Origin of the sequence: Streptomyces sp. NPDC001717, from assembly GCF_042892775.1 — a bacterium.
Lineage (GTDB): Bacteria > Actinomycetota > Actinomycetes > Streptomycetales > Streptomycetaceae > Streptomyces.
On sequence record NZ_JBIAUK010000011.1, the window covers coordinates 1 to 17,666 of the forward strand.

Below are 17,666 nucleotides of genomic sequence, written 5' to 3' on the forward strand. Positions count from 1 at the left end.
GACTGGCCACCCTGACCCGTGCACGACGGCTCCCACCGGAGGACACCGGACGCAGGGTGGAACTACTCGTGGACCGACTCGCGATGCTCTGACGCGCCCCGCCGCGGGCCCGGGGACCCGGGGGTGGGGCCTGCCGGTCCGGGCACACGGTCCCAGCGGTGCGGTCGTACCCGTCTGCAACGGGGGAGGGGCAAGGGTGGGACGTCGTGTTACGGCCGGTCGGGGGACAGGGAGGTCGCGGCCGTAGGGTTCGGGATCATGACGAGGACCACGCCACCGCGCCCGCTCGACGTCGAGGGGCTCTTTCCCGCGCTCGCCGCCCACCGCGGCACGACCACCCGGCTGCACCCGCGGCCGGGCAGCCCCGATGCGTCGGTGAGCTCCGTGGGCGGCCCGATGCTCTGGCCGGCGGACGAGCCGTGGCCGGTGTGCACCGATCCGCATCCCCACGGGCGCGGCCGACGCCCCGCGGACATCCGCCGGGAGCGACAGCTGTTGACCGAGGCGTGGTCCCGGAACCCGGACCCGGGTCCCACGGACGAGGAGCGGCGACTCCTGGAGGAGCTCAGGCGCACGCACCGGGCGGCGGGGGATGGCGGCGAGACGGACCCGCTCCCGATGATCGCCGTGGCCCAGCTGTACCGCCGGGACGTACCCGACCTGCTCGCCGGGCCGGAGGACCACGATCTGCTCCAGGTGTTCTGGTGCCCCTTCGACGCGCACGGCGACAACCGGACCGGCATGCTGCTGGACCTGCGCTGGCGCCGGTCGTGGGAGGTCGTCGAGACGATGGCGCAGCCGCCCGTACCGGAGGTCGTGGGCTTCGAGGGGTACGTACCCGAGCCGTGCGTGCTGCACCCCGAGCAAGTGGTCACGTACCCCTTCGCGGGCCTGCTGCCCGAAGAGCTGTGCGCCCGGATCGACGCCAGGGAAGAGGCGCTCGAAGAGGAGGCAGAGGAAGCGGAGGCGGAGGAATGGGACTGGCCGACCTACCAGTTCGACCTGTCCATCCCACCCGGATGGCGCGCCGGGGGCTACGCGTCATGGAACCTGACCGACGCCTCCGCCACGGACTGCCCGACCTGCGCGACCCCGATGGAGCTGCTGCTGACCATCGACAGCAAGGAGTGGGACGGTGGAAGCGGCAGTTGGATGCCGCTGGAGGAACGGGGTCCGGCCGTCGGCAAGGACAGCGAGCCCACCCGGGTCACGGTGGGCCGCTGGGGCAAGCTGAACGTCTTCGCCTGCCCCGCGGACCCGGGACATCCACATCTCAGGAGCATTCAGTAGCCGCCGTACGGGCCCCCGCTGCGGGCCGCAGGGATTCGGCGGACATGGGGAGTTGATCCGCGGGCCGCGAAAGGGAGGACGCTCGCGGACCTGCGTGGGGCGGACCTGAACGGAGCCGGGGCCGGCGAGGGCTCCTGCCGGGCCCCATGCGGAGCGTGCCCATGCGATCGGGGCCCGCCCTGGGGGACCCGGTGCCGTTCGATGCGTCGACGTAGAGCCAATCCGCTGATAGCGCCACACGATATTCGGGAAATACCCCGGTTTGATCCGAAAATGCGTCAGAGTTCGATCATGCTTCGGTCCTGACCGTTCCTTCGTTTCTGGTTGGCAAGGAGTAGGTGGATGAACGGAAGGCGCGCAGTGCGTCTTGGTCCACTCCCGCGGCGGCAGAAGTGGCTGAGCGCCGGTGCCGCCGCCGCACTCGCCCTCGTGTGTGTCGGGATGGCGGGGCCGCCGGCGGTTGCGGCTCCACAGGCGGGCGCGTACGGGGGTCCCGCCGATGTCCTGGGCGGCGGTGACTGCAAACCGGGGGCGAAGCCCTCGCGCCCCCACGAGAAGCCCCGAGGCCCTGCGCCTCGCGACGAGCAGGGCCGTTGCCCCGACGGTGCCGGGCCCACGGGCCCGCAGGGCCCGACCGGTTCGGCCGGCGCCACGGGCCCCAGGGGCCCAGCGGGTGTGACCGGTCCGATGGGCCCCTCCGGCGCGGTGGGCCCCGCAGGCGCCACGGGTCCTGTCGGGCCAACGGGTCCCGCCGGTCCGAAAGGACCAACGGGCGACACCGGCGCGACGGGGCCACACGGCGACAGCGGCTCCGTCGGCCCGGCGGGCCCCACCGGGGCAACGGGCGCGCCTGGCCTGACCGGCCCATCCGGCCCGACCGGCCCGACCGGCCCAGCGGGTGACGGCGGCGCCACGGGTCCCACGGGTCCCACTGGCGCGACCGGTGCTTCCGGTTCTGCCGGCCAGATCGGCCCCACGGGAGCTGCCGGAGCAATCGGCAACACGGGCGCCACGGGCGATGCGGGCCCTACAGGAGCCACCGGGGCCACGGGGCCCACGGGCCCCTCGGGCACTGCCGGGGTAACAGGTGACACAGGGGCGACGGGCGCAACAGGCGACACCGGAGCAACGGGAACCACCGGGCCGACGGGCGCAATCGGGGCCACCGGGGCAATTGGCGATACCGGGGCGACCGGAGCCACGGGGGCGACGGGCGCAACTGGCAACGCCGGGCCAGCCGGAGACACCGGAGCGACCGGGGTGACTGGCGCAACTGGAGTAGCCGGAGTGACGGGTGCGACCGGGGCGACCGGGGTGACTGGCGAGGCCGGGGCTGCTGGGGCAACGGGCGACACCGGAGCCACGGGAGCGACTGGCGTAACCGGCGACACCGGGGCGACTGGAGCAACAGGCGGCACTGGAGCCACGGGTGCAACTGGAGTGGCAGGCGCGACGGGGGCTACTGGCGACACGGGAGCAACTGGTGACACTGGGGCGACCGGAGCCACCGGCCCCACCGGACCCACCGGAGCCACCGGTGTGACCGGTGTGACCGGGGCTACAGGGCCGACGGGCACAACCGGGGCTACGGGCGTAACTGGCGACACCGGAGCCACAGGGGCAACTGGCGACACCGGGGCAACTGGTGCAACGGGAGTAGCGGGCGCGACGGGGGCTACTGGGGCGACTGGCGATACCGGGGCGACCGGAGCAAGGGGGGCGACGGGCGTAACCGGCAACACTGGGGCAACTGGCGTAACCGGGGCCACGGGGGCGACTGGCGTAAGCGGCAACACTGGGGCGACTGGGGCGACTGGCGCCGTCGGCCCGACCGGCGTCACTGGGGCAACAGGTAGCACCGGCGACACCGGGGCGACCGGAGCTACGGGGCCGACGGGCGTAACCGGCAACATCGGGGCAACTGGCGTAACCGGAGCCACAGGCGCGACCGGAGTCACTGGTGCGACAGGTAACACCGGGGCTACAGGTGCCACAGGTGCCACAGGTGCCACGGGGGCGACTGGCGCGACAGGTGCCACCGGGGCGACTGGCGCGACAGGTGCCGCGGGTGTCACCGGGGCGACAGGCGCCACGGGTGCCGCGGGTGTCACCGGGGCGACAGGCGCCACGGGTGCAACGGGAGCCACCGGGGCGACAGGCGCGACTGGAGTGACAGGTGCGACCGGGCCTGCCGGGTCCGGCGGGTTGGGGGCGATCGCTGAGGTGCTCGGGCCTGTTGTGACAGTCGGTGACAACGGCGGGACCAACACCAGCGTCGCCGTGTGTCCCGGTACGCAACGGGCAGTGTCCGGCGGGTTCAGCGCCAACTCGTCATTGATCTTCCCCTCTTCGAGCAGCCGGTCCGGAACCAGCAGCTGGACCGTCTCGTTCCGGAACACCTCTTCCAACGTGGAGGGGACGGCTCGGGCCATCGTCTACTGCGTCACCTGACGCGAGCCTCGGCCGGCACTCCGACCGTTGTCGGTTCTCCCCGCGTCCGCGGGGTGAACCGGCACGGCACCGGCACCGGCAGGCACCGGCAACAGACGCGGGCGACGGTCGGGAGGACGTCTTGATGCCGTTTCAGCGACGCACGTCGCCGATCTGTCCCGGAAGTCCGTCGGAACGAGGATGCGAGAGTCCGCTGTGGGGCGCGGCGTGGGGCGGCCGTCCGGGTTCCGGCTGGGGCTCCGGGTGGGGCCCGGGCTGGGCCTCGGGCTCGCCCAGGCTCGCGAGCAGCCGCAGCCCGTCCTCGGCGGGAGAGCCGGGGGCCGCGGACAACACCAGCAGTTCCGTGCCCGACGGATCCGGGAGCGCGAAGTTCTCCTGGTGCAGTTCGAGGAGCCCGACCAGCGGGTGGCGGTAGGCCTTGAGCCCATGCGTGCGGGCGCGCACGTCCGCGCGCGCCCAGAGGCGGCGGAACCGCTCGCTGCCCATCGCCAACTCGCCGATGAGCGAGGCCAGTCGGGGGTCCTCCGGGTACGTTCCGGCGGCCAGGCGCAGGTGCCCCACCACGTCGAGGGTGCAGTTGTCCCAGTCCGCGTACAGGCCGTGCTCGGCCTCTTCGAGGAAGAGGTGTCGGGAGATGTTCAGACCCGGCATCGGCCGGCCGAAGAGGAGCCCGGCGAGGCGGTTCCCGGCAAGCACGTCCAGGCGGTGGTTCATGATCATCGCGGGTGCGCCGGCGACCAGGTCCAGGACGCGCAGCAGCTCCGGCCGAAGCCGCCCGCTCGGCTCCTTCGCACGGCGGCGGGGCTGCCGGGCGAGCCGGTCGAGGTGTCCGCGCTCGGTCTCGTCCAGGCCCAGGACGCGGGCGAGCGAATCGAGGACCTGTTCGGAGGGCTGGGTCGCGCGGCCCTGCTCCAGGCGCACGTAATAGTCGACACTGACCCCGGACAGGTGCGCGACCTCTTCGCGGCGCAGTCCCGAGACCCGGCGGCGGCTGTCGACGGGTATGCCGACGCCCGCCGGGTCGACCCGGGAACGCCGGGTGCGCAGGAAGCTCGCAAGATCGTCCATGCCCCCAGTATGGCTTCGCCGGAACCGGCGAAGGTGGCCCTGTCATTACCAGGAAGTCCCGTCCGACGGAAGAAGCGTCCCTGAACACCGGGCGCCGTCGCGCCGAGGATCGGAGGCACGCATCCGATCCGAAGGAGTTCCCATGAAGACCCTGATCGTCCACGCCCACCCGGAGCCGAGGTCGCTCAACAGCTCGCTGAAGGACCTCGCGGTGTCCACCTTGGAGGCCGCCGGGCACGAGGTACGGGTGAGCGATCTGTACGCGATGAACTGGAAGGCGGTGGTGGACGCCGCGGACTACGGCGACCACGCGTCGAGCCCGCTGAAGGTCGCTCTCGACTCGGGCCGGGCCTTCGACGCCGGAACGCTCACCCGGGACGTCCTCGCCGAGCAGGAGAAGCTGCTGTGGGCGGACACGATCATCTTCCAGTTCCCGCTGTGGTGGTACTCGATGCCCGCGATCCTCAAGGGCTGGGTGGACCGGGTGTTCACCTACCGATTCGCGTACGGCGTCGGCGAGCACAGCGACACCAAGTACGGCGAGCGCTTCGGCGAAGGCACACTGGCGGGCAAGCGGGCCCTCCTGTCCGTGACCACCGGCGGCCCGGAGGCGCACTACGCCGCCCGCGGGATCAACGGCCCCATCGACGACCTGCTGTTCCCGATCCAGCACGGCATCCTCTACTACCCGGGCATCGAGGTGCTGCCGCCCTTCGTGCTGTACGGCACGGACCGGATGACCGCGGAGGAGTACCCGGACGTCGCCAAGGCCTGGGAGCAGCGCCTGCTCACCTTGGAGTCGACCGAGCCCATCGCGTTCCGGCGGCAGAACTTCGGCGACTACGAGATCCCCTCGCTGCACCTGAAGGAAGGACTGGAACCCGCCGGCCGCACGGGATTCGGGCTGCACGTGCGCGGCTGATCGCCGAGGCGCGACGGCCGTCGGACGAGCCGGGTGGGGTGGGAGGAAGGGTGCGGACTCTTGACCGCGGAGAAAAGTCCGTGCGCCCCGTTCGCGAGGGTGCCAGCCTGTACGGCATGACGAACTCCCGAAAGGCCTGTGCCGCGTAGACGGCCGCGGCAGGTGCGACCTGCCCCACGCAGGAACCGGCACGTCCGGCTCCCGACCCCCTCCATCGACGGCCTGTCCGCGCGGGTGATGGGCGAGATGCTCCGGCTCGAATACACGCGGAACCATCTGAACACGGCAGACGTCGCTCTCGCCCTCGACCGCTGGAAGAAGTTCGTCCGCCGCCCGGAGAGCGCGGACTGGGATCTCTGCACATGGGGCAGCGTGCACTGGCACTGCTGCGGCAATCCGCTCGAAGGCCGACGGCTCCTCGACGCGGTGATGCGAGCCCTCTCGCGTCGAAGTGCCCGCGAACTCCGCGCGCTCATCGCCGAGTCCGACTCCCTGGCCGCCCACCCCGCTCTGGCCCTCATGGACCGCGGACGACGGCCACTGCCGGCCGTGCCGGAAATCGGGGAGCGGCGGGTGGGGTGAGCGGCGGCTACACGGTCATCACGTAGAGCGCCAGTGCGATCGGAGCGGGGCAGGCCAGGGCGCCCAGGAGGGTGAAGCGGGCCTCGCGCGACAGGCGTCGGACGCCGGGGGCGAAGTACAGCAGGGTGAGGAGTCCGCCCGCCCCGGCGAGCACGACCGCCGGCCAGAGCAGCAGCGCGGTCACGTCCGCTCCGGAGGAGGCGCTCCAGACGGCGATCATCAGCACGAAGAACGCGATCAGGGAGAGCGCGGAACACGTGATGGCCCACAGCAGCGCGGCCGCCACCACGAGCGCCCTGTTCGTCGGGGCGGCCGAGGAGACGGGAGCGGGGGCGTACAGGGCGGCGTACGCGGCGGAGTTCACGGGGGTGGGGGTGGGGTTCGGGGCGGACATGGCCGGTGGCTCCCTGTGGGTGGCTGACCTGCGGTGACTCGCCCAGTCTGGGGGACCGACGGCAGCGGGGGATGAGTGCGGATACTCATCCCCCGGGGCGTGAACTACTCGGTCGCGTCCTCCTGGTAGCCGTACGGGCGGGTGATGATCTCCATCCCGTGCCCGCTCGGATCCGTGAAGTAGACCCCGCGGCCCCCGTCGTTGTGGTTGATCTCGCCGGGGAACCTGCCGTGCGGGTCGGCGAAGTACGGGATGCCCGCCGACCGGATCTTCTCGAACGCCGCGCTGAACTCCTCCTCGGAGACGAGGAACGCGTAGTGCTGCACGGTGATGGATGCGGCCGGGATGGTCGCGAAGTCCAGGGTGACGCCGTTGGCGGTTTCGACGGGGACGAAGGGTCCCCACTCCGTCCCGACCTCGAGGTCGAGGACGTGCGCCAGGAATTCGGCGGACTCCCGGTTGTCACGGGAGTGGACGATCGTGTGGTTCAGTTCGACTGACATGGGTGAATGCCTCCGAAAGGCACGTCACGGGCACCTCCATGCCTCACCCGGTCGGTGACCGACACGCGATGCCGTGATCGCGATCGTAAGCGGTCGTTCGGGGCGGGTCCAACGGCTTTCGGCCGGAGGCCGGAGGCCGGAGGCAGGGGCCGGAGTCAGGGGCCGGAGGGTCATGGCCCCGGGATCCCGGCCCCGGGGTCCCGGCCTCAGGGTCCCAGCCCGAGAGTCGGAGTCGGACCCCGGAGTCGGACCCCGGAGTCGGACCCCGGGGCCGGGCCCGAGGGGTCATGAACCCCCGTACACCGCCTTGACGTTGTCCTGCGCCGGATGCGTCCGGCCCGCCGGGCCCGCCGCGAAGACGCGTAGGAGGTTCTCCGTCACGCGGGTCGTCAGCGCCCCGGAGCGGGCGTCCAGGCCGTGGTTGCGGCCGCTGCGGCCGTCGCCCGTGGCGTCCAGGGCCTCCACCCACCGCATCGTTCCGCTCGCGAAGACCCCCGCCCCGCTCGTCGTCGTGTAGTACGCCGTGTCCTGGTGGCTCGGGCGGCCGTCGCACACCACGGGGGAGTGCGCCAGTATCTCGATCGGCCGGGGCGTCGTGAAGCCGGTGTTCACCTTGTCGTACTCCACCCCGACCAGGTGCGCGAAGCGGTCGCCCGCCTTCGCGCCGGTGCCCTCGAACAACCAGTGGCCGGGGTTCGTCACCACGTACGGGGCGTCGACCGGATAGCCGTCGTAGATCACGCCGAGCAGCGAGCTCTCCGGGTCCGCGCCGGGCGGCGAACGGAAGTCGACCGTCGCCGGGTGGCCGCGTTTGATCGCCGGATCCTGGTCGTACGAGGACTTGTAGCAGACCACCGTACGGTCCGGCCCGAGGTCGGAGGCTTCGAGGCGGATCCGCCGGAAGCAGCAGTTCGCGCCCAGGATCGCGAGGTTGGTGCCCGCGTCGCGGGCCGCCGTGATGTGCGCCCGCTGCTCCGGAGACCAGTACTCGTCGTGCCCGAGCGAGAGGACCGCCGCCGCCCCCTCCAGCAGCCGCCTCTCCCGCGCCACGTCGCTGGTGGTCGCGTAGGCGAGGGGTATGCCGAGTCGCTCGGCGAGCGCGATCAGCGGGGCCTCGTACACCAGGAACAGTCCGGCGCCGTCGTCGTAGTCGTACGGCCGGTCGAAGGTCACCGCGAGGGAGCGCGAGGCGTAGCCGCCACTGGGGCCGTCGTAACTGCTGTAGCCGCCCCACTTGTTGTAGGCCTGCCAGGTGGCCACGGCGTTGACCACCACCGTACGGCCGGCCGTGGACGCCGACCGCACGGTCACGGGTACGAAGCGCTGCCCCTCGCCGCCCTGCGCGTCGAGCCGCAGCAGGTAGCTGCCCTCGGGCCAGTCCTTCGTCTCGACCGTGGTGGTGCGGGCCCACCGCGTGCGGACCATACGGGTCCCGGAGTCCACGGTGTGCTCCGGCTGCCGAACCCCCGGGAGCGCCTCGGAACGCCACACCAGCCGGGCCCGGGCCCCGCCGTACCAGCCCATCCGGTAGGCGGAGACGGTGAACCGGGGCGCCGTCGTCGAGACGTACAGCCCGAACGACTCGCCGGGCAGCACGCTGACCTTGTCCGCGAACCCCTCGACGGCGCGGTCCGGGCCGGCCTTGGTCACCGGCCAGTCGGCGTTGCCGGGACGGGCGTTCTCGGCCTTCACGTCGAAACCGTGCGGTGTGGTGGGGGAGGGCTTCCCGCCGGGGGTGCCCGACGTGCCGTGCCGGTCCCCGCCCCCCAGTTCGGCGTTGCCGTCCGCGCCCGCGCAGCCGGATACGGCCGCCCCCAGCCCGGCCACCGTGGCCGCCCCCGTCGCGATCGCGAGGAACCGCCGCCTGCCCGTCCCGTTGCCGCTCCCGCTCGTCCCGGCCATGTGCTCCTGATCCATGGAGGGCACGTTATGTCACGCTTCGAACCTGCTTTCGGCCGCCCCGTCCGCCGTCGTTGATCTAGGCTGGCGCCCGTCGGTTCCGTTGCACCAACCGAGCCTGGGGGAACGCGAGATGACGTATGACGGAGCACACGACCTGGGTACGGTCCGGCAGCTGTGGCAACTGCTGGAACCCGTCCACGCCCTCGTCTACTTCGCGCCGGAGTCCTACGAGGAGGCGGGCGCCCTCGGTTACGCCACCGACGACCGGTGGCCGATGTACTTCGCCTTCCGGTCCGCTCCGCTCGGGCCGGTGGAAGCGGAGCTCGTGAACGCCCTCTTCTACAGCTTCAGCCCGAGCATGGTCCGGCGGTACGCCGACCGGTCCTGGCGGGCCGCCCCGCCGGCCCGGGTCCTGGAGGCCCGTGCGGCGGCCACCGACCGGTCCCTGCGGGCCGCGCTCGGGAAGCGCGCCGCCTCCCCCGAGGTCGCCGAAGCGGCAGGGCTCGCCCGCCGCGCGGCGGAGGCCGCCGTCACCGCCGGGCGCCCGCTGGCCGCGGCCAACGCGGCCCTGCCCTGGCCCGAGGCCCCGCACGCGGTGCTGTGGCACGCGGCCACGATTCTGCGCGAGCACCGCGGGGACGGCCACCTCGTCGCCCTCCAGGCCCACCACCTCGACCCGGTCGAGTCCCTGGTCCTGCACGCCGGTGCCGGAGCCGCGCCGGCCGAGGCCTTCGAGAGCCGCCAGTGGTCCGCCGGTGAATGGCACCGGGCCCACGGCCGCCTCGCCGCCCGGAACCTCCTGTCCGAAGACGGCACGGCCACCGACGCGGGCATGGCGGTGCGCACCGCCGTCGAGAAGCTGACCGACGAACTCGCCGCGGCCCCGTGGTCCGCGCTGAGCGGCCAGGAGGTGGCCCGGCTCGCGGACCTGCTCCTCCCCCCGGTCCTCGACATCGTGGCCACCGGTCTGCTGCCGTCCCAGAGCACGCTGGGCATCGGCATGAAGTACGACTACTCGGACGCGTGACTCCGCAACCAGTGGGACGGTGACGCGGGACCGGCACGGTAGGCCGGGCGCCGGCGCGGCGGGCGCCGGGCGGCGGGCTGCCCGTCGTCCCCCGCCCGTCGTCCGTCGCGCCGGCGGCCCGCCTAGACTGGCCGTTTGGTCGATCTTCATCTGACGAGTGCGGAGGAACGAATCGCATGCGCCATCACCCGCTGGGCAGTTCAGGGCTTCAGGTCTCCGCCGTAGGCCTGGGCTGCAACAACTTCGGCGGCCGCCTCGACGCACGTGCCACCCGCGCAGTGGTCGACGCGGCCCTCGACGCCGGCATCACCCTCCTCGACACCGCCGACATCTACGGCGGACTCGGCGGTTCCGAGAGCCACCTCGGCCAGGCCCTCAAGGGCCGCCGTGACCAGGTCGTCCTCGCCACCAAGTTCGGCTTCGCCGGCATGGACATGAAGTACGGGCCGGCCGCCGGCTCCCGGGGCGGGCGCGCCTACATCCGGCGGGCCGTCGAGGAGTCCCTGCGCCGCCTGGACACCGACCACATCGACCTCTACCAGTTGCACAGCCCCGACCCGACCACTCCCATCGCCGAGACCCTCGCCGCGCTCACCGAGCTCGTCACCGAGGGCAAGGTCCGCTACATCGGCCATTCCAACCTCACCGGCTGGCAGCTCGCCGAAGCCGCCCACGTCGCCCGCGAGACCGGCGCGGCACCCTTCGTTTCGGCACAGAACCAGTGGTCGCTGCTGGAGCGGTCGGCCGAGCGGGAACTCGTCCCCGCCGCCCTGCACTACGGCGTCGGCGTGCTCCCGTACTTCCCGCTCGCCAACGGCCTGCTCACCGGCAAGATCCGCCGCGGCGCGCCCGTCCCGGCCGGCTCCCGCCTCGAAGGCCGCGACGATTACGTCACCGAGGAGCGGCTCGACGTGGTCGAAGCGCTCGCCGCCCTCGCGGAGAAGCACGGCCGGACCGTCCTCGAACTCGCCATCGGCTGGCTCTCCGCCCAGCCCGGTTGCGCGTCCGTCATCGCCGGGGCCACCTCCGCCGAGCAGGTGCGCGCCAACGCCGCCGTCGCCGACCGCCCGCTGGACGCCGAGCTGCTCGCGGAGATCGACGCCATCGCCCCGGCCGTCGCATGACCGGCGGCCCGCAGCTGCGCTGCGCACTCATCGACGACTTCCAGGGCGTCGGCACCACCGTCGCCGACTGGACGCCGCTCGCCGGACGCGTCGAAGTGGTGAGCTTCCCCGAGCACACCGACGACGAGGACGAACTCGCCGCCCGCCTGGCGGACTTCGACATCGTCGTCACCCTGCGCGAGCGCGTGCCCTTCCCGGGCTCGCTCCTCGACCGGCTGCCCCGCCTGCGCCTGCTGATCGCCTCCGGCATGCGCAACTCGGTCATCGACCACGCGGCCGCCGCACGCAACGGAGTGACGGTCTGCGGCACCGCCAGCTCCTCCACCCCGCCCGTGGAACTGACCTGGGCCCTGCTGCTCGGCCTGGCCCGCGGCCTGGTCCAGGAGTCCACGGCGCTGCGCGACGGCGGCCCCTGGCAGCAGACGGTCGGCGCCGACCTGCACGGGCGTCGGCTCGGCCTGCTCGGCCTCGGCAAGATCGGCAGCAAGGTCGCGCAGGTCGGGCTCGCGTTCGGCATGGACGTGGTGGCCTGGAGCGGCAACCTCACCAAGGAACGCGCCGACGAGGTGGGCGTCACCCTGGCGCCCTCCAAGGAAGAACTGCTGGCGAGCAGCGACTTCGTGTCCGTGCACCTCGCGCTCGGCGATCGCAGCCGGGGCCTGATCGGCGCGGCGGAGCTGGAGCTGATGCGGCCGACCGCGTACCTGGTCAACACCTCCCGGGCCGCCATCGTCGACCAGGAAGCGCTCCTCGACGCCCTGCGCGCGGGCCGGATCGCGGGCGCCGGCATCGACGTCTTCGACGTCGAGCCGCTGCCCGCCGACCACCCGATGCGGACGGCGCCGCGGCTCCTGGCGACCCCGCACCTGGGGTACGTCACCCGCGCCAACTACGCCACGTACTACGGCGAAGCCGTCGAGGACATCATCGCGTTCCTCGACGGCTCACCCGTGCGACTGCTCGGCTAGCTCGGGAGGACGGTTCTCCCGCTCGTGACCGTCACGAGACGATGTCCTTGCGGGAGAACCCCCGGAACGCCAGGGCGAACAGCACCAGCGCGTACGACACCGACACCGCCGCCCCCTTGACCATGCCGCCCCATTCCAGGTGCGGCTGCAAGGCGTCCGCCCACGCGAACTGCCAGTGCGCCGGCAGGAACTCCCGCCACGACCCGAGCGCGGTCACCGCGTCCAGCACGTTGCCGACGATGGTCAGACCGACCGCCCCGCCGACGGCGCCCAGCGGCGCGTCCGTCCGCGTGGACAGCCAGAACGCCAGCCCCGCCGTCACCAGCTGCGACACGAAGATGAACGCCACCACCAGCGCGAGCCTCGGCAGGGTGTCCCCGGTCGGCAGTACCCCGCCCGCCGGGAGCTTCAGCGGCCCCCACCCGTACGCGGCCGTCCCCACGGCCAGCGCCACCACCGGCAGCAGGACCATCGCCGCCAGGCTGAACGCGAGCGCCACCACCAGCTTGCTCCACAGCAGCCGCGCCCTCGGCACCGGCGAGGCCAGCAGGTACCGCAGCGACGACCAGCTCGCCTCCGAGGCCACGGTGTCCCCGCAGAACAGCGCCACCGGCACCACCAGCAGGAACCCGGCCGACACGAACAGGCAGGTCGCGGCGAAGTTCGCCGCCGAGGCCGTGGCCGTGTCGATCAGGGTGATCCGGCCGTCGCCGCCGCCCCGGCTGCCCGGACCGCCGCCCACCGCGAACGCGATCATCAGGATGAACGGCAGTGCGGCCAGCACCCCGCCCATCACCAGCGTCCGCCGCCGGCGCCACTGCCGCAGCGCCTCCACGCGCAGCGGCAGCGTGCGGCCCGCCCGGTAGCCCGGGGCCACCTCCTGCGCGGGGCCCGGGCCCGCGCTCCGCACCGTGCTCATGCCGGACCTCCGATCAGGGTGAGGAACGCGTCCTCCAGCCGCCGGTGCGGACCCACTCCGGTCACCGGCACCTCCAGCCGTACGAGTTCGGCGATCAGGCCCGCGGCCGTCGCGCCCTCCAGCCGTACGAGCAGCCCGTCGTCCGTGGCCGCCACGGAGCCCACTCCCTCCAGCGCCGCCACCTTCTCCACGCCCGCCTCGTCCACCGGCTCCGCCAGCGTCACCAGCAGGGTGTCGCCGCCGCCCGTGATCTCGGCGACCTCGCCCGCCGCCACCCGGCGGCCCCGGTCCATGACGACCAGGTGCGTGCAGGACTGCTCCACCTCCGACAGCAGGTGGCTGGAGACGATGACCGTCCGCCCGCCCGCCGCGTAACGGATCATCACGTCCCGCATCTCCCTGATCTGCGGCGGGTCCAGGCCGTTCGTCGGCTCGTCGAGGATCAGCAGGTCCGGCATCCCGAGCATGGCCTGAGCGATCGCGAGGCGCTGGCGCATGCCCTGCGAGTACGTGCGCACCGCCCGCTCCAGCGCGTCGCCGAGCCCCGCGATCTCCAGGGCCTCCGCCATGTGGGAGTCCTCGGCGGGCCGGCCGGTGGCCTGCCAGTACAGCTCCAGGTTGGCCCGGCCGGTCAGGTGCGGCAGGAATCCGGCGCCCTCCACGAAGGCCCCGACCCGCGACAGCACCGGCGCCCCGGCCCGCACCGCGTGCCCGAACACCCGGATCTCCCCGGCGTCCGGCGAGATCAGTCCCATCAGCATCCGCAGGGTGGTGGTCTTCCCGGCCCCGTTGGGCCCGAGGAGCCCCAGCACCTGCCCCTTCTCGACACGGAACGACAGGTCCCGGACCGCGTACCGGTCCTGCGACTTGGCGTACCGCTTCGTCAGACCCGTGATCTCCAGCGGTACGTCGGCCAGTGCGGCCTCCGCCGGCGGTGCGGCCGGGGTCCGGCCGGTCCGCCGGATCCCGAGCAGCGCCGCGGCCAGCGCGGCGGCGCCCAGCGGCAGCCCCCACGTCCAGGCGGGGAGCCCGGCCGCGGCCGTGCGCACCGCGGGGGCTTCGGGGACGGCCAGCGCACCGCGAACCGAGACCGTGTAGGTGGCCGGCGCGGCCGGGGTCGCGTAGCCGAGGTCGGTCGCGGCGACCACCAGCCGCAGCCGGTGCCCCGCCGCCACGGAGTGGTCGATCGCGGGCAGCCGCAGGTCGACGCTCGTGCCCTGCAGGGCGTTCTCCACCCGCACCGGGGCGACGAGCTGACCGGGCAGCACCTGTTGGCGGCCGTCCGGACCGACGTCGTACACCTTGCCGAACAGCACGGCCGATTCGTCCGCGGCCGTCGACCTCACGTTCAGGGTTACGGTCGGCGTCCCGGTGATCCGCAGCTCGCGGTCGAGGGGCTCCGATTCGAACCGGGCGTTCTGACCGGGGAAGTCCAGCGAGAAGCCGGCGCCGAGGGCCGAGAGCTGCCCGCCGATCCCCGGCAGCGAGGACAGGGCGGGAGGCGCCCCGCCCGCCGGGTTGGCGAAGCTCTGCTCGCGCCCGGCCAGGGCGAACTCCCGTGGGCCGGAGGTCAGCCCGGGGTACCGCCCGCCGCTCGCGCCGCGCAGCTTCACCTCGCCGTCGGTGGAGTCGATGCCACCGGATCGGGAGACCCGGAACACCGGACCGGTGTCCGCGCCCGCGTCGTCCTTGAGGTAGCGGTCGAACCAGGCCTCGACCCGGGCCTCCACCCGGTCCGCCTCGCGCATGCCGCCGTCGTGGCCGCCGGCGGCCCAGTCGACGGACACGGGCGCGCCGTTCGCCGCGATGGCCTTGGCCATGGCGTCGGCCTGGTCCAGCGGGAAGAGGGAGTCGTCCTGCCCCTGCACGATCAGCGTCGGCACCTTGATGCGGGCGCCCACGGCCGACGGACTGCGCTGCTCCAGCAGGACGCGCGCCTCGGCGTCCGGCTTCCCCGCCACCGCGACGCGCTCGTACATGGCGCACAGTTCGGGTTGGAACCGGCCGCAGCCGGGAGCCGCGGGGGCGGCGCCGGGGGTGGCCCGCTGCGGTCCCGCCTGCTGCTGCATCCCGCCCGCCGAGCCGGTGGTGAAGAAGATGCCGGACCACAGCTTCTTGAAGACGCCCCCGGGGAAGAGGGAGTCGGCGAGGTTCCAGTAGGTGATCTGCGGAGCGATCGCGTCCACCCGCCGGTCGTAGCCGGCGGCGAGCAGCGAGACGGCCCCGCCGTACGAGGCCCCGGCGACGCCGACCCGCGGATCGCCCGCCGCGTCGAGGCGCACCTCGGGGCGGGCCGCGAGCCAGTCGACGAGCCGCGAGACGTCCTTGACCTCGTATTCGGGGTCGTTCAGGCCGATCCGGCCGCCGGAGCGGCCGAAGCCGCGCGCCGACCAGGTCAGGACGGCGTAGCCGTCGCGGGCCAGCCGCTCGGCCTGCGCGCGGACGTCGTCCTTGCTGCCGCCGAAACCGTGCCCGAGGAGCACCGCGGGACGTTTCTCCCCGCCGCCGGTGGTGAAGTACGAGATGTCGATCCCGACCTCGCCGGTCTGCTGTCCGGGCACTGCCGGATCGGGCGCGGTCGACCCGGGCACGGCCGGATCGGGCGCGGCGGGATCGGGTGTGGTCGGACCGGCCATCTTCAGGACCCGGTCCTCGCGGTGCACGGCCGGACCGTCGTCGCCGCTCGCGGCCGACCACGTGCCGGCTCCCGCGACGACGACGAGGGCTGCGGCGCCCGCCAGCAGGCGGTCCCGGCGGCGCCGTGGCAATCGGAGCTTCATACGGGAACCCTAGACGCCCGGATGCCCCGCGCCCGAGCGCCCGGAGGGGGATGTCCAGCACTTCTCGAGGAGTACGCCGAGCCGCGCGCGTACCGCGTCCGCGGTACGCGCCCGGTCCGCGCGTCCGACGTGCGCGTCCGACGTGCGGGTCGGACCGCGCGTCCGACCTGCGCGGCGCGCCGGGCGGCGGGAGGATGGCCGCATGCTGCTGGCCGAGCTCGCGCGCGTGTCCCGGGAGGTCGCCGACACCTCCGCCCGCTCCAGGAAGACCGCCCTGCTCGCGGAGGTCTTCGCGGCCGCCCCGCCCGAGGAGGCCGGCCTGGTGATCTCCTACCTCGCCGGGCGCCTCCCGCAGGGCCGCCCGGGCATCGGTTGGCGCGCCCTCGCCCAGGAGACCACCCCCGCGCGGGAGCCCACCCTCACCGTCCTCGACGTGGACGGGGCGGTGACCGCGCTCGCCGCCGCCACGGGCACCGGCTCGCAGGCGGAGCGCCGCCGGATCATCGGCACCCTGCTCGGCGCGGCCACCGAGGAGGAACAGGCCTTCCTGCGCAGCCTGCTCTCCGGGGAGGTGCGCCAGGGCGCGCTCGACGCCGTGGCGCTGGAGGGCGTGGCCGCGGCCGCCGGAGTACCGGCCGCCGGTCTGCGCCGGGCGGTGATGCTGGACGGCTCGCTGCCCCGCGTCGCGCGGGCCGTACTGGCCCGGGGCGCGGGCGCCCTCGGCGAGTTCACCCTGCGCGTCGGGCAGCCCGTACAGCCCATGCTGGCGAACACCGCCGGATCGCTGGCCGAGGCCCTGGACGTGCTGGGCCCCTGCGCGGTCGAGGAGAAGCTCGACGGGATCCGGGTGCAGGTCCACCGCGAGGGGGACGACGTACGCGTCTACACGCGGTCCCTCGACGAGATCACCGACCGGCTCCCGGAAGTGGCGGAGCTGGCCCGGGCACTGGAGGGGGAGCGGTTCATCCTCGACGGCGAGGTGATCGGCCTCGCGCCGGACGGCCGCCCGGTCCCCTTCCAGGACATCGCGAGTCGGGTCGGCTCCCGCGTGGACGTCGCCGCGGCCCGCCGGACGCTCCCCGTCGTCCCGTACTTCTTCGACGTCCTGGCCAGTGGCGAGGACGTACTGCTCGACCTGCCGGTCCGCGAGCGGTACGCGACCCTGGCCGCCCTCGTGCCCGAGCACGCCCGGGTGCGCCGGCTGGTCGTCGAGGACCGGGCGGCGCAGGCGGCCGAGGCCGAGGAGTTCCGGGCCGAGACCCTGCGGCGCGGCCACGAGGGGGTCATGGTCAAGGCCCTCGACTCCTCCTACGCGGCGGGACGGCGCGGGAAACACTGGCTGAAGGTGAAGCCGGTCCACACCCTCGACCTGGTGGTCCTCGCGGCCGAATGGGGCCACGGCCGGCGCACCGGACTGCTGTCGAACCTGCACCTGGGGGCGCGGGCCGCCGACGGCACGTTTGCCATGCTCGGCAAGACCTTCAAGGGACTGACCGACGAGATGCTGCGCTGGCAGACCGACGCGCTGCGCGCCCTCGCCACCTCCGACGACGGCTTCACCGTCCGGGTGCGGCCGGAGCTGGTCGTGGAGATCGCCTACGACGGCCTCCAGCGCTCCCCGCGCTATCCGGCCGGCGTGGCCCTGCGCTTCGCGCGGGTGCTGCGCCACCGCCCCGACAAGACCGCGGCCGAGGCGGACACCGTGGACACGGTCCTGGCGGCGCACGTCCGGTAGA

Annotated in this window: 13 protein-coding genes and 1 pseudogene; 8 read left to right on the forward strand and 6 right to left on the reverse strand. The window is 73.4% G+C overall.

The window, feature by feature from the left end:
* Positions 1 to 92: pseudogene (locus ACFYZL_RS19265) on the forward strand (TetR family transcriptional regulator); the annotation flags it as partial.
* Positions 93 to 258: 166 nt separating this feature from the next.
* Positions 259 to 1,290, forward strand: coding sequence for a hypothetical protein (locus ACFYZL_RS19270; RefSeq protein WP_388680243.1), 1,032 nt, complete (start codon positions 259 to 261; stop codon positions 1,288 to 1,290).
* Between the two features lie 2,583 nt (positions 1,291 to 3,873).
* Here the strand turns inward: ACFYZL_RS19270 and ACFYZL_RS19275 are convergent.
* Positions 3,874 to 4,809: a helix-turn-helix domain-containing protein gene (locus tag ACFYZL_RS19275; protein WP_384754891.1), complete on the reverse strand. Its 936-nt coding sequence runs from the start codon at positions 4,807 to 4,809 to the stop codon at positions 3,874 to 3,876.
* A gap of 142 nt (positions 4,810 to 4,951) precedes the next feature.
* On the opposite strand from ACFYZL_RS19275, the gene ACFYZL_RS19280 reads away from it, so the two are divergent.
* Complete coding sequence (locus ACFYZL_RS19280) at positions 4,952 to 5,731, forward strand: NAD(P)H-dependent oxidoreductase (protein ID WP_388680246.1); 780 nt, start codon at positions 4,952 to 4,954, stop codon at positions 5,729 to 5,731.
* Positions 5,732 to 5,893: 162 nt separating this feature from the next.
* The gene (locus ACFYZL_RS19285; RefSeq protein WP_388680249.1) at positions 5,894 to 6,313 is read left to right on the forward strand and encodes a hypothetical protein; all 420 of its coding nucleotides are present in this window, start codon (positions 5,894 to 5,896) and stop codon (positions 6,311 to 6,313) included.
* Positions 6,314 to 6,320: 7 nt separating this feature from the next.
* Here ACFYZL_RS19285 and ACFYZL_RS19290 read toward each other — a convergent pair whose 3' ends face one another.
* The 3 genes from ACFYZL_RS19290 to ACFYZL_RS19300 form a co-directional block, all read right to left on the reverse strand.
* Positions 6,321 to 6,707, reverse strand: coding sequence for a hypothetical protein (locus tag ACFYZL_RS19290; RefSeq protein ID WP_384754885.1), 387 nt, complete (start codon positions 6,705 to 6,707; stop codon positions 6,321 to 6,323).
* Between the two features lie 104 nt (positions 6,708 to 6,811).
* On the reverse strand, positions 6,812 to 7,210 hold the full coding sequence (locus ACFYZL_RS19295; protein ID WP_384754882.1) for a VOC family protein: 399 nt from the start codon (positions 7,208 to 7,210) through the stop codon (positions 6,812 to 6,814).
* 285 nt (positions 7,211 to 7,495) lie between these two features.
* Positions 7,496 to 9,127 carry a N,N-dimethylformamidase beta subunit family domain-containing protein gene (locus tag ACFYZL_RS19300; protein WP_384754881.1) on the reverse strand — a complete coding sequence of 544 codons (1,632 nt, stop codon included), beginning with the start codon at positions 9,125 to 9,127 and terminating at the stop codon, positions 7,496 to 7,498.
* Between the two features lie 115 nt (positions 9,128 to 9,242).
* On the opposite strand from ACFYZL_RS19300, the gene ACFYZL_RS19305 reads away from it, so the two are divergent.
* From ACFYZL_RS19305 to ACFYZL_RS19315, 3 genes are all read left to right on the forward strand, one after another.
* Positions 9,243 to 10,139 carry a hypothetical protein gene (locus ACFYZL_RS19305; protein WP_388680253.1) on the forward strand — a complete coding sequence of 299 codons (897 nt, stop codon included), beginning with the start codon at positions 9,243 to 9,245 and terminating at the stop codon, positions 10,137 to 10,139.
* 176 nt (positions 10,140 to 10,315) lie between these two features.
* Positions 10,316 to 11,263, forward strand: a complete 948-nt coding sequence (locus ACFYZL_RS19310) for an aldo/keto reductase (protein ID WP_388680256.1) — start codon at positions 10,316 to 10,318, stop codon at positions 11,261 to 11,263.
* Complete coding sequence (locus ACFYZL_RS19315; RefSeq protein ID WP_384754871.1) at positions 11,260 to 12,231, forward strand: D-2-hydroxyacid dehydrogenase family protein; 972 nt, start codon at positions 11,260 to 11,262, stop codon at positions 12,229 to 12,231. Before ACFYZL_RS19310 ends, ACFYZL_RS19315 begins: the two co-directional genes overlap by 4 nt.
* A gap of 31 nt (positions 12,232 to 12,262) precedes the next feature.
* On the opposite strand, the gene ACFYZL_RS19320 is transcribed toward ACFYZL_RS19315, so the two are convergent.
* The gene (locus ACFYZL_RS19320) at positions 12,263 to 13,150 is read right to left on the reverse strand and encodes an ABC transporter permease (RefSeq protein WP_384754868.1); all 888 of its coding nucleotides are present in this window, start codon (positions 13,148 to 13,150) and stop codon (positions 12,263 to 12,265) included.
* Complete coding sequence (locus ACFYZL_RS19325; RefSeq protein WP_388680259.1) at positions 13,147 to 15,930, reverse strand: alpha/beta fold hydrolase; 2,784 nt, start codon at positions 15,928 to 15,930, stop codon at positions 13,147 to 13,149. The genes ACFYZL_RS19320 and ACFYZL_RS19325 overlap by 4 nt, the downstream gene beginning before the upstream one ends.
* A gap of 202 nt (positions 15,931 to 16,132) precedes the next feature.
* Between ACFYZL_RS19325 and ACFYZL_RS19330 the strand changes: the two genes are divergently transcribed.
* On the forward strand, positions 16,133 to 17,665 hold the full coding sequence (locus tag ACFYZL_RS19330) for an ATP-dependent DNA ligase (RefSeq protein WP_384756404.1): 1,533 nt from the start codon (positions 16,133 to 16,135) through the stop codon (positions 17,663 to 17,665).
* Position 17,666: the final 1 nt, after the last annotated feature.